The sequence below is a fragment of the Nitrosopumilus sp. S6 genome (assembly GCF_054515815.1).
In genome coordinates, this window is record NZ_JBTNRI010000001.1 from 35,655 (window position 1) to 48,336 (window position 12,682).

Here is a 12,682-nt window from a genome sequence, read left to right on the forward strand (position 1 = left end):
GTTTGAATTGTCTAGTGATAATGAATCTGATGAAATTCCTGTAAATGTTGTTTCTGAGAATGAAAATGATGAAACCTCTCAAGAATCAGAATCTTCGGAAACTAAACAAGAAAATTATTCAGAGTTGTTAGATGCAGAAAAACAAAAAACTTCAGAATGTGAAGAAAAATTAAAACATATTTTAGCAGATTTTCAAAATCTTACTAGAAAAACACAATCTGATATTGAAAATGGTGTTAATGCTAAAGTGGATGAATTCCTATTAGATTTTCTAAAAATCTATGATGATTTTATTCGTGCAAAAGATGTTTTTTCTGACAATAAAATTAATACTGAAGGCCTTGATTCAATTTTAAAAAATATGGATTCTCTATTGAAAAAATATGATGTGACTCCAATTGATGCATTAGGAGAAATTTTTGATCCTAATCTTCATGAAGCAATATCTGTCATTACTGATCCTAATTTGGATGACAATACAATTACCAAAGAGATCAGGAAGGGATATATTTCTCAAAAGAGGGTTATAAGACCGACATTAGTAGAAATTTCAAAAAAAGGATGATAATTAAAAATGGCTAAAGTAATAGGTATCGATTTAGGAACAAGTAACTCTGCAGCAGCAGTTATGATGGGTGGAAAACCCACAATTATTCCTGCAGCTGAAGGTCAAACTGCAGCTGGAAAGGCATTTCCATCAGTAGTTGCTTTCTCTAAAGAAGGAGAACTATTAGTTGGTGAACCTGCTAGAAGACAGGCAGTTACAAATCCAGATAACACAATCATTGCTGCAAAACGAAAAATGGGTTCTGATTATACCTTTAAAATTCAAGACAAAGAATACAAACCCCAACAAATTTCCTCATTCATTTTACAAAAAATAAAAAAAGATGCTGAAGCATTCGTAGGTGAACCTGTAGAAAAAGCAGTTATCACAGTTCCCGCATATTTTGATGACAACCAACGTCAAGCAACAAAAGATGCAGGAACAATTGCGGGTCTTGAAGTTGTTAGAATAATTAATGAACCAACTGCAGCATCTTTGGCATTTGGATTAGATAAAGCAAAAGAAGACATGAAGATACTTGTTTTTGATTTTGGTGGTGGTACTTTAGATGTCACTATCATGGAAATGGGCGGTGGTGTTTTTGAAGTGATGAGTACTTCAGGTGACACTCAACTAGGTGGAACTGATATGGATAAAGTTCTGATTGATTACATTGTTGATGATTTTAAGAAAAAAGAAGGAGTTGATCTTTCTCAAGACACAACTGCTATGACAAGAATAAGGGAAGCTGCAGAAAAAGCAAAAATTGAATTATCTACTGTAATGGAGACTGATGTTAATCTGCCCTTTATTGCACATGATCCGTCATCAGGTGCAAAGAACCTTGAATTAAGATTAACCAGATCAAAACTTGATGAATTAATTGGACCTATTGTAGATCGTTGTAAACCTTCTATTCAAAAAGCACTTGAAGACGCAAAACTCTCAAATTCTGATATTGACAAAATAGTAATGATTGGTGGTCCAACAAGAATTCCACTAGTTAAAAAATTTGTTAGTGGAGTTATAGGAAAAGAGGTTGAATCCGGAGTTGATCCTATGGAAGCAGTGGCTATGGGGGCAGCAATCCAAGCAGGAATTATTGCTGGTGATGTTACCAGTGACATTGTTCTACTTGATGTTACTCCATTAACTCTAGGAATTGAAACACTTGGAGGAGTTAGAGAACCACTCATTGAAAGAAACACTACAATTCCAACTTCAAAGAGTAAGGTGTTTACAACTGCAGCTGATAACCAAACAGCTGTAACTATTCATGTTGTTCAAGGAGAAAGACCTATGGCAACAGATAATGTATCCTTGGGCAGCTTTAATCTTACTGATCTACCTCCTGCTCCAAGAGGTGTTCCACAAATTGAAGTAAAATTCGATATTGATGCTAATGGAATCATAAATGTAACTGCAAAAGATCTTGGAACTCAGAAAGAAGCAAAAATAACTATTGAAACAAAAACCAAATTATCTGAAGAAGAAATTGAAAAATTAAAAGAAGATGCTGAAAAGTTTTCTGAGGAAGACAAAAAGAAGAAGGAAAAAATTGATCTTAAAAATGAGGCAGAAAGTTACATCTACACTACTGAAAAATTAGTCAATCATGATCTAAAAGATAAAATCTCTCAAGAACAAGGAATTAAAATTACTGATGCTGTAAAAGAAGTAAAAGATGTTTTAGATAAGGAACCTGAAGAATTAAAACCAAAGCTTGAAGCATTACAATCTATTGTAAATGAAGTAACTACTGAATTATACAAAAACGCTGCCCCTCCACCTGGTGCTGATGGACAACAAAGTGCTGATGGACAACAAAGTGCTGATGGACAACAAAGTGCTGATGGACAACAAAGTGCTGATGGACAAACAACAGAATCATCTTCAAATGATGAAACAAAAACTAACTAATTTTCATAATTCAATCATTTATACAGTAATTAGAATAAAGGAATGATTCATGTCTGCAAAACGAGATTATTATGAAGTTTTAGGAGTGTCTAAATCCTCTTCTAATGATGAAATCAAAAAACAATATAGAAAATTAGCATTAAAATTTCATCCTGATCGAAATCAATCTGCTGATGCTGCAGATCATTTTAAAGAAATTTCTGAAGCCTATGCAGTTTTATCTGATCCTGAGAAAAAACAACTCTACGATCAACATGGTCATGCAGGTGTAGATGGAAAATATTCAAGTGAAGATATTTTTCAGGGTGCAAGAGGTGACTTTAGTGATATATTTGGTCGTGGAGGCGGCGGATTTGATTCTATTTTTGAATCAATATTTGGTCGTGGAGGCGGCGGATTTGGATTTGGTCAAGAGCGAGGTTCTGATATTCTCTATCAAACAACTGTAACACTAGAAGACGTTTTACATGGTAAACAAATGGAAATCGAATTACAAAAACAAATTCAGTGTGATACATGTAGTGGTTCAGGATGCAAACCTGGTACAGATAAAAAAACATGTTCTTCATGTAATGGTCAAGGTCAAGTAAGACAAACACGTAACATGGGATTTGCATCATTTGTTACTACTGCACCATGTTCTTCATGTAGAGGTCAAGGCTCAATCATTGAAACACCTTGTAGTGATTGTAAAGGTCAAGGAAAGAAAAAGGGCTCAAAAAAAGTTACATTTGATATCCCACCTGGAATTGATTCAGGTGATTATACTGTACCAAATGAAGGAAATGAAGTACCTGGTGGCTCTAATGGTGATCTAATTGTTAGAGTTAGAGTACAACCTCATTCAAAATTCAACAGAGATGGAAAAGATATTTTTTATGATCAAGATATTTCAATGGTTGATGCAGCATTAGGATGCGAGGTTGTTGTTCCAACTTTAGAAGGAACTGAAAAAATAAAAGTTGATTCTGGAAGTCAACCAAACACAATTATAAAATTAAAAGGAAAGGGTGTGCCACATATTAATTCTAGAGGTAGAGGAGATCAGTATGTTAGAATTGTAGTAAATATTCCTAAAAAACTCAGTAAACATCAAAAAAACCTACTTGATGAATTTAAACAAACTAGTGATTAACTAACATGAAAATTGCATTAGATGTAGATGGTGTACTTGCAGATGTTATTCAGTCCTGGCTAAATTATAGTAATTCAATTAGGCGGGAAATTCAAAAACATGAGATTACTGATTGGGATTTTTGGAAAAAATTTGAAATTGATCGTTATGATTTTTATGCTGAATTGAGTTCATGTTGGAAAAATTGGTCTTTAATTCCTCCTACTGAAGAAAATCTAGCCTCAGTTACAAAAAATCTCTCTGATATTGGTCAAGTAGATATTGTAACTGCAAGAGAACGTTCTACTGATTCTTTTGTAAAGAATTGGTTAGACCATCACAATATCTCTTACAATAATTATGTTTCAGTAATTGATGGTCCTATGAAAGCTGATTTAGATTATGATGTTTTTATCGACGATTCGCCATTAAACGCATTAAAATTTCTAGAAAATAACAAAAGTGTAATTCTATACTCTCAACCCTGGAATCAACATATTACTGAAGATAAAATTCATAGAATTTCAAATCTTACTGAAGCAATTGAAAAAATAAATTAATTTTTTACAAATTTCTTAATGTTTACTTGATGTCCTTTTCTTACATGAGTAGAATGAGTTGTTTTTAACAATTCTGAAATTTTATCATCATCATAAAATTTTACATTATAACGACCTAGAATTTTTTTACAGTTCATACAATAAACCTCTCTGAATTCCATTTCCATTTTTAATTAATTGATGTTATACTTTCAGTATAATAAAGAAACTTATTCTGGATTTCAAAAATTTATGATGCGGGAGTCGCCCAGCCTGGTCAACGGCGTAAGGTTCAGATCCTTATCTTCTAGGAGTTCGTGGGTTCAAATCCCACTTCCCGCATAGATTAACTATTTTCTAATTTGTTTTTGATATTTTTTAAAAGAAGTTTGTTAATTGTTTCACCAGATGCCTTACCTCTTAATTCTTTCATCGCAATTCCCATTAGAGGTCCAATCGCTCTTTCTTTTTGATTTTTTATAATCTCTTGATTATTTTCAACAACTTGTTGACAGATTATCTCTAATTCTGACTCGTCTACAGCCTCAATCGAAGCACTTTTCATTGCCTCTTCTGTTGTTTGAGATTTTCCGTTCATAATGTTTTCAAAAATAATTTCAACTGATTCTTTAGTAATTTTTCCCTCTTCTAAAAATTGGAATGTTTTTATTATTTCATCATTTTTTAATAATTTTGAATCTAATCCACTTCTTTCTAAATTTGTTATAGTTGAACATAATACAGATGCTACAAATGTTGGAGTTACTTTGGTTTTCTCAATTATATTTTCAAATAATTCAAAATAGTTTGAATCAAAAAGCTGTTCTGATAATTGAAGATTTAATTGATATTTTGTTTGTATCTCTTTAATTGAATCATCCCATGATTTGGGAATGTTCTCTATTGCATCACTTAATTCTGTTTTTGAAATCATTATTGGAGGAATATCTGTTTCAGGATACATTCTTGCTGCACCTGGTCTTGGTCTCAAAAATTTAGTCTCTCCACTTTGAGTTGCTAATCGTGTATCAACTGGAATTCCTTTGTTTCTAATGTACTCGATTCGTAAAACTATCTGATCTATAACCACTTCCATTTTCTCTTCTGGAGCTGCCAAAATTAAAAATCCATCATTATCATTAATTTCTAAAATACTTTTCAAACCATCAATGTCTTCATTTTCAACACCGTAATTTGGTAACTCATCAGAATGAAAAACTCCGCCTATCCCAAAAAATCGTACTAGTTCTGCTACTTCTTTTCCTAACCTAATTCCTTCATATGGTGAATATCCAAACATACCTGCCATATTTCTAAATGAAATTCCAAATATTTTCTGATTTTCCTTTATCGCATTTTGAACAATTTTTGATTTACATTTTTTGAATAACTCTGTTACATCTTTACGATCTTTATTATCATGAGTCCAATCAATACCCTGTAATTTTTTTGAGATTTTTAATAATCCGTGTTGCCTTTTAGCCTCATATTCTACCACTTTTTCTAATTGATCAAGCTGCTGAACTCCTTTGACCTCAATTACAACATTTCCCTCCTTAATTGAAATATTAACATCTTGTCGAATAGACCCTAATCCTCTTTTTACTTTTTTAGTACTCCTTAAAATTCTCCCTAATGTTAATGCAATTTTTTTAATTTCATGTGGTTTTACTTCAAATGGATCAGTAGCAATTTCAACTAGAGGAACCCCTAAACGTTCTAAACCATATTTTTTAATCGAACCATCTTCACCCAAAATCTTTGCAGCATCTTCTTCTAGACAAATAGATTGAATTCCAATTTTTTTATTATCTACATTAAAAGAACCACCTTGTGAAATTAACATTGTTCGTTGAAATCCTGTAGTGTTTGATCCATCAACAACTGTTTTTCTCATTGGATATATTTCCCTAAATACACTTGATTGTAGTGCTGATGCAATTATCAAAGAAATTTTCTTTGCGTCCTCATCTAACTCATGTGGTGGTTCTTCATCTTGTTCAACAAGACAACTACTTTCAGGATTTGCAAAATACATTATAGTTTTTGATTTTGATTTTTCAAATAATGCTGCGGGATCATATTCTCCTAATTCACTTTTAGCAGCACGTAACTTTCTTTGAAATTTTATAGAATATTCATCTGTATCAATAGGTGTACAATTACAAAATAATTTTTTGTTTGTAGCAAGCTGTTGATGAATTTCGAGTCCTACTTTGATTCCTAATTCATCTGTTAAAAATTCTGACATTTCTTCTCCTAGATTGATATTTCTGATGCAATGTTATCAAGCATTATTTCTTTTACTTCATCTTTATTCTGAGTATTTCCAAATGCCCACATTGCTTTTACTAGAGCCACCTCTGGAAGCATATCTTCTAAAGGAATTATGCCTAAATTTAGAAGATCTCTGCCACTTTCATAAACTGTCATTCTCACTCTTCCGTCAATACATTGTGATGTCATGCCTAGAAACATTCCTTTTTCATTGGCTTTTTTTACAGAATCATACATTACTCTTCCAACATGTCCTAATCCTGTACCTTCAAAGATTATCCCTTTGTATCCATTATCGATAATATGTTCAATTAGTTTAGGATCATATCCTGGATGATATTTTACTAAAGCAATTTTTGTATCTAGATTAATTTTTGGTTGGAATTCCTTTGTTTTGTAGAATTCTTTAGAAATATTTTTTTGAATTTTTTCTTCTGCAATTATGAAAGCAGGATCATCTCCTATTGTTTGAAATGCTCCTCGTTTACTTGTATGGTTTTTTCTAACTCTTGTTCCAATATGACATGCAACTGTATTGTCATTTTCATCATTATGCATGACAATGTATACTCCTTTTGTTTTACTTTCTGTAACGAATTTTGTTGCTCCTATCAAATTTAGTGCTGCGTCTGATGATGCTCTATCTGAAGATCTTTGTGAACCAACTAATACAATTGGAATTGGAAATCCTGATAATGCAAATGAAAGAAATGACGATGTATAATGCATTGTATCAGTTCCATGAGCAATAATAATTCCTGAATAATCTGAATCTGAATAACTACTAATTTTTCTTGCAATCTCTAACCAATTTTCTGGCATTATGTTTTCAGAATATTCTGACAACAAAACTTCTGCATCAATATTTGCAATTTTAGAAAGTTCAGGAACTGATGAGTTTAATTCTTCGGCAGTTAATACTGGAGTAACTGCTCCTGTTCTATAGTCTACTTTACTTGCAATTGTTCCTCCAGTTGAAAGTAATAACACTTTTGGTAATCCTTCAATTTTATTTACTTTTTTAGGTTCATCAACAGTTTTTTTTGATGATTGTATTTTCTCTATCTTTTTAATTTTTTCAATTTCTAACCCAACATTATATCCACTTTTTAATTTCAAAACAATGTGTTTGTCGTCACTGTGCTCATATCTGGGCATAATTATGCCTGAATATGTGATATCTGATAGAATTTTTACAGAATCTCCTACTGTTACTTGTTTTTTCTTTAGAAATTCTAATGACTTTCCTTCATACCCTCTGTATTCTGACATTTACGAGAATTAGATTTGCTATTTAATTAAAACTACCTGTAATAAGATGCGACTAATTTTTCGCCCATCTTGAGGTCTTTTTGTTCTCTTACTTTCTTTACTGCTTCCTCAAAGTGTTTCATGGTGACTTTGGCATCAATACTATTTTTTTCAACATCTTTGACATCTGGGTGTTTGTCTAGGTATTCGTGAATAACTAATGAAACTGCTGTATTTGCAATAGATGAAGTATCAGCTCCACTCATTCCGTCTGTAGCTTCTGAAATCTTATCCAAATCTACGTCATCTCCCATAGGAATCTTTTCTGCATTAATTTCCAAAATGCGTTTTCTACTATCTTTATCTGGATTTGGTACTTGAATAATTTTATCAAATCTGCCTGGTCTCAATAACGCTGGATCGATCATATCTGCTCTGTTTGTTGCAGCTAAAACAACAACTCCATGCATATTTTCCATTCCATCTAACTCTGTAAGTAATTGACTGACAACTCTTTCAGTTACTGCAGTTTCACCACCTGCTCCTCTAATTGGTGCAATTGAATCTATCTCATCAAAGAAGATTACACATGGTGCAGACTGTCTTGCTCTTTTGAAAATTTCTCTGATTCCTCTTTCTGATTCTCCAACCCATTTAGATAATAATTCAGGACCTCTAACAGAAACAAAGTTTGCTTCACTTTGTGTTGCAACAGCTTTTGCAAGTAATGTTTTACCCGTACCACTTGGACCGTGAAGTAATATTCCTCTAGGCATACTGTGTCCTAATTTATCATAAAGACCTGGATATTTCATTGGCCATTCAACTGCTTCTTGTAATTCTCGTTTAACATCTTCTAAACCACCCACTTCATCCCATTTTACATCTGGATTTTCAATGAATACCTCTCTCATTCCAGATGGAGTGACTTCGATCAATGCTTTAGTAAAGTCTTCATGGTTTACAATTAATTTATCCAAAGTTTCAGGTGGAATTTTTTCTTCTTCAAGATTAAGAATAGGTAATAATCTTCTCAAACATTTCATTGCAGCTTCTTTACAGAGATATTCCAAGTCTGCACCGACATATCCGTGGCTAACTGATGAAATTTTATCTATATTAACATCATCTGATAACGGCATGTTTCTACTGTGAATTGCAAGAATGTCTTTTCTTCCTTTTTTATCTGGAACTTTAATCTCAATTTCTCTATCAAATCTACCTGGTCTTCTAAGAGCAGGATCAATTGCGTTTGGTCTGTTTGTTGCAGAAATTACAATTACTTTACCTCTTGCCTCCAATCCATCCATTAATGATAACATCTGAGATACAACTCTCCTTTCAACTTCACCCGTAACTTCTTCTCTTTTTGGAGCGATAGAATCAATTTCATCAACAAAGATAATTGAAGGGGCTTTCTCTCTTGCTTCTTTGAAAATTTCTCTTAGCCTAGCTTCACTTTCACCATAAAACTTGCTCATAATTTCTGGACCTGAAATACTGATAAAGTGTGCATTACTTTCATTTGCAACAGCTTTTGCAAGTAATGTTTTACCTGTTCCTGGTGGACCATACAATAAAACACCCTTTGGAGCTTCAATTCCTAATTTTTCAAAAATTTCAGGATGTCTTAATGGGAGCTCAATCATTTCTCTTACTTTCTTTATTTCGTCAGTTAAACCTCCAATGTCTTCATAGGTTACTTGTGGAACTCCACGTAATGTTTCTCCTTTTTCTGCAATATGGAAAACTGTTTTTTGAGTAATCAAAACTGCATCAGCAGCTGGAGTAACTCCAATTACTTGGAAAGTTAAACGTCCGCCAAAGTATGGAACCATAACATTATCGCCTTTAATCAAAGGAACACTTTCTAAAGCGTCTGCAAGGTATCTTTCATCAATTGGAGGAATTGCTTCTAATGGAGCAACTACAACCTTTTCTGCAGCAACTGCTTTGATCTTTCTAACTGAAATTGTATCTCCAATTGCAATTCCTGAATTATTTCTTCCTAGTCCATCAATTCTGATAATTCCTTTTCCTTCATCAGATGGATATAGTGGAAGACATTTTGCAACTGTTCGTCTTTTGCCTTTAATTTCTATAACATCACCTGTAGATGCATTTAATGTGTCCATTGAATCATAATCGATTCTTGCTACTCCTCTTCCAACATCTCTAGTGTATGCCTCTAAAACTTTTAGAGAGAGAGCATTTTGACTCATACACAAATGCCCTCTGTCTAATTTTTATACCTTTGTGGTAATTTCTTCAAATGACGGGTAAAAATCACAAGCTTAAAATCCTCTTTAGGTAGGAAACGATCAACTTTGGGTAAGAGACCATTAGTAAGAAGACGTGGCCGTGGAGGCAATCAATTTAGATCTACTTCTACTGGTAAAGTAGGTACCAAAGCAAATTATCCACGTTTCCCACTATCTGAACAACATGAGGGCAAGATCATTGACCTTGTTCATGAACGTGGTAGAGAAGCACCTTTAGCTAAAGTTAGATTTGAAGATGGTTCTGTATCTTTTGTTCCAGCAGTTCTTGGTGCAAAAGTTGGTGAAACTTTACAATTTGGATTAAAATCAGAAATTGAAAAAGGAAATGTAATTAGTATTCAAAATATTCCTGATGGAACTATTGTATGTAATATTGAAAAGCACTTTGGTGATGGTGGTGCAATTGTAAAATCTGCTGGAACCAATGCAACTGTTTTCTCTCATGGTGATGAGGGTGTCACTGTTAAACTTCCTTCTGGAAAATTTACTACTCTAAATCCAAAAAATAGAGCCATGATTGGAACTCTTGCTGGTGGTGGAGCTAGTGAAAGACCATTTATGAGTGCAGGCGGAAAATGGAGAAACTTCAAAGCTAAAGGAAAGAAATACCCAATAGTTAGAGGTGTTGCTCAAGCAGCTTATGTTCACCCACACGGTGGTGGTCGTCATCAACATGTTGGACAAAGTTCTACTGTTTCTAGAGATGCTCCTCCAGGAGCTAAAGTCGGAAGTATTGCTGCAAGAAAGACTGGTAGAGCTAGAATTAAAGAAAGAAAGTAGTTTTTTCTATAACCTAAAATTGATTAATAGCTCTGTGAAATCTTTGTTGAATGTCAAATCAACGAATTAGACTTTTTGTAACTGGTAGAGTTCAGGGTGTTTTTTTTCGTCAGACCTTAAAAACACGAGCAATACAAAATGATGTTTTCGGATGGGTAAAAAATCTCAAAGATGGGCGTGTTGAGGCCATTTTAGAGGGTAACGAAGAAAATGTTAACCGATTGATTGAATGGGCTCATGCTGGTCCTGCAAATGCAATAGTTGAGGATATAGAAATCCGAAATGAAGAATTTACCGGTGAATTCTCAAAGTTTGATGTTTTGTATTAGTGAATTTGCTCATATGCATCTTTAATTAAATCTCCAAATTCAGAAATTTGCTGGCTTTTATTGATTTGAATAATTTCTATGGGTTCTTTTCTATTTTTTTGAAGTTTTATAATTACTCCTTCTTTTTGGGGTTCAACATCTGCAAACCATCGAAATGTCATGGATTTACAAAAAACAACTCTGTGCATTCTGACATCTTCAATCACGTTTTCTCCTAAAGAAAAACAAAACTCTCGAATTGAATCAAACAATGGCAATACTTGAGAAGGAATCTGTTTTTTAAAATCATCATAGTTTCTTTTATTTCCAAATGAAATTATTCCTTCCATGAACTTGTAAATTTTAGTTTAATAATAAATGGTAGCAGATCTGTTGGTTCCAGTCTAGGCGAATAGCCCCATTTCAAGGCGTACAAGATCCGCCACGTTGACGAGGAAGCGTGGATGCTCCACCTTAGGATTGCTCCCTCCCGGACCTCATCCCTTTCGATGGTTCGGTCTTAGAAGTTATCCCTTCGGATAGTTCTAGTCCTGCAACCACCCGCCTCGGCGTGATTTCATTTCCGCACACCAAGCGGGAATTACCCATCTAGAGATTTACCCAACAGTTACTGATCTCTGCATATAGCCGGTTTCAGAACAGGGCACGGCTGGCACCCCGATCCTACCTACTACCAATTTTTCTAAAACAAAGTATGTTATATTTGCATTAGGTTTGGTTCTCTTTTAGTTTCAACACCATATTACAAACTGAGCATACATTTCCTGTACAATCACTACCACATTTCTTGCAAACCATTTTTTCTTTGTAATTTGTTTCTTTTACGATACTTGATACTCTGAGAATTGATTGATACAAATTATTTTTAATTCCACTGTGTTGTTTTTCTAATGAATTTAGAAATTCACGAATCTCTGTTCTTATTCCTTCATTCATGTGAGGACAAGGTTCAGATTGGAATGGAATGTCATTTGTAAATGCATAAAACACTATTTCAGACTCATATATCTCACAAAATGGTTTGATTTTTCTTAATGAGTTTGAAGATGTATCAGGATCCATCCATCCAATTTTATTAGTATCTCCTGAAAGCATGTTTATGACAAATGTTTGTAATGTGTCATCTAGATTGTGCCCTGTTGCAATAACATCTGCTCCAATATCTTTTGCAGCATGATCAATTGCTCTTCTTCTTAAAGTTCCACAAATTGAACATGATGATGTTTTTTCATTTTCTCTCAAGTCTAATGCTTCATTCAGTGTTAACTCAAAGAGATCCTTGTAAGAGTAAACTTTGTGCTCTACACCTAATTCTCCACAGAATTTCTCAACAATTTCTAATGCCTCATTTCTATATCCTGGAATGCCCTCATCAATAGTAATTGCTTTAATTCTAAAATTATGGCTTGACGACATTTCATGGATGATTTTCAACAATGCAAGAGAATCTTTGCCTCCAGAAACTGCAACTGCCACTAATTCATTATTTTTGATCATTTTGTGTTTGGAAATTGTTTTTGCAGTCTTTCTTACAATAGAATTTGAGAAACATTCTGAACAGAGTTTTTGCCCAGAATATTTTCTAGTATAAACTGCTGAGTTTTCACACCCATCACATTTCATGAATTTGAATATTTTTTTTC

12 protein-coding genes, 1 tRNA gene and 1 other RNA gene are annotated in these 12,682 nt (G+C 33.5%); 7 read left to right on the plus strand and 7 right to left on the minus strand.

Annotated elements, in window-relative coordinates:
• Window positions 1–7 precede the first annotated feature (7 nt).
• The 4 genes from ACX12B_RS00180 to ACX12B_RS00195 are packed head-to-tail and all read left to right on the plus strand — an operon-like array spanning window position 8 to window position 4,141.
• Entirely contained in the window at window positions 8–565 is a 558-nt protein-coding gene (locus ACX12B_RS00180) for a nucleotide exchange factor GrpE (RefSeq protein ID WP_459352072.1), read from the plus strand.
• A 9-nt stretch (window positions 566–574) separates the two neighbouring features.
• Window positions 575–2,467: a molecular chaperone DnaK gene (gene dnaK / locus ACX12B_RS00185; protein ID WP_459352073.1), complete on the plus strand. Its 1,893-nt coding sequence runs from the start codon at window positions 575–577 to the stop codon at window positions 2,465–2,467.
• 49 nt (window positions 2,468–2,516) lie between these two features.
• Window positions 2,517–3,602, plus strand: a complete 1,086-nt coding sequence (gene dnaJ / locus ACX12B_RS00190; RefSeq protein WP_459352074.1) for a molecular chaperone DnaJ — start codon at window positions 2,517–2,519, stop codon at window positions 3,600–3,602.
• A 5-nt stretch (window positions 3,603–3,607) separates the two neighbouring features.
• Window positions 3,608–4,141, plus strand: coding sequence for a 5' nucleotidase, NT5C type (locus tag ACX12B_RS00195; RefSeq protein WP_459352075.1), 534 nt, complete (start codon window positions 3,608–3,610; stop codon window positions 4,139–4,141).
• Here the strand turns inward: ACX12B_RS00195 and ACX12B_RS00200 are convergent.
• Window positions 4,138–4,278 (minus strand): hypothetical protein, encoded by a 141-nt coding sequence (locus ACX12B_RS00200; protein ID WP_459352264.1) that lies wholly within the window; start codon window positions 4,276–4,278, stop codon window positions 4,138–4,140. The two genes, ACX12B_RS00195 and ACX12B_RS00200, sit on opposite strands and share 4 nt — an antisense overlap.
• A gap of 99 nt (window positions 4,279–4,377) precedes the next feature.
• Here ACX12B_RS00200 and ACX12B_RS00205 point away from each other — a divergent pair.
• Window positions 4,378–4,462 (plus strand) — tRNA-Leu (locus ACX12B_RS00205).
• Between the two features lie 4 nt (window positions 4,463–4,466).
• Here the strand turns inward: ACX12B_RS00205 and gatE are convergent.
• From gatE to ACX12B_RS00220, 3 genes are read right to left on the minus strand one after another with little or no spacing between them, the layout of a single operon-like run.
• Window positions 4,467–6,371, minus strand: a complete 1,905-nt coding sequence (gene gatE, locus ACX12B_RS00210; protein WP_459352076.1) for a Glu-tRNA(Gln) amidotransferase subunit GatE — start codon at window positions 6,369–6,371, stop codon at window positions 4,467–4,469.
• A gap of 8 nt (window positions 6,372–6,379) precedes the next feature.
• Entirely contained in the window at window positions 6,380–7,669 is a 1,290-nt protein-coding gene (gatD, locus tag ACX12B_RS00215) for a Glu-tRNA(Gln) amidotransferase subunit GatD (RefSeq protein WP_459352077.1), read from the minus strand.
• A 32-nt stretch (window positions 7,670–7,701) separates the two neighbouring features.
• A complete protein-coding gene (locus ACX12B_RS00220; RefSeq protein WP_459352078.1) occupies window positions 7,702–9,870 on the minus strand; it encodes a CDC48 family AAA ATPase in 2,169 nt (722 codons plus the stop codon).
• A 105-nt stretch (window positions 9,871–9,975) separates the two neighbouring features.
• On the opposite strand from ACX12B_RS00220, the gene ACX12B_RS00225 reads away from it, so the two are divergent.
• Window positions 9,976–10,710 (plus strand): 50S ribosomal protein L2, encoded by a 735-nt coding sequence (locus ACX12B_RS00225; RefSeq protein ID WP_459352079.1) that lies wholly within the window; start codon window positions 9,976–9,978, stop codon window positions 10,708–10,710.
• A 50-nt stretch (window positions 10,711–10,760) separates the two neighbouring features.
• Window positions 10,761–11,039, plus strand: coding sequence for an acylphosphatase (locus ACX12B_RS00230; protein ID WP_459352080.1), 279 nt, complete (start codon window positions 10,761–10,763; stop codon window positions 11,037–11,039).
• Here the strand turns inward: ACX12B_RS00230 and ACX12B_RS00235 are convergent.
• From ACX12B_RS00235 to ACX12B_RS00245, 3 genes are all read right to left on the minus strand, one after another.
• Entirely contained in the window at window positions 11,036–11,368 is a 333-nt protein-coding gene (locus ACX12B_RS00235; protein ID WP_459352081.1) for a DUF5655 domain-containing protein, read from the minus strand. The two genes, ACX12B_RS00230 and ACX12B_RS00235, sit on opposite strands and share 4 nt — an antisense overlap.
• Window positions 11,369–11,400: 32 nt before the next feature.
• An RNA gene (ffs, locus tag ACX12B_RS00240) (signal recognition particle sRNA) lies at window positions 11,401–11,712 on the minus strand.
• A gap of 35 nt (window positions 11,713–11,747) precedes the next feature.
• Window positions 11,748–12,662, minus strand: coding sequence for a TIGR00269 family protein (locus tag ACX12B_RS00245; RefSeq protein ID WP_459352082.1), 915 nt, complete (start codon window positions 12,660–12,662; stop codon window positions 11,748–11,750).
• Window positions 12,663–12,682 lie beyond the last annotated feature (20 nt).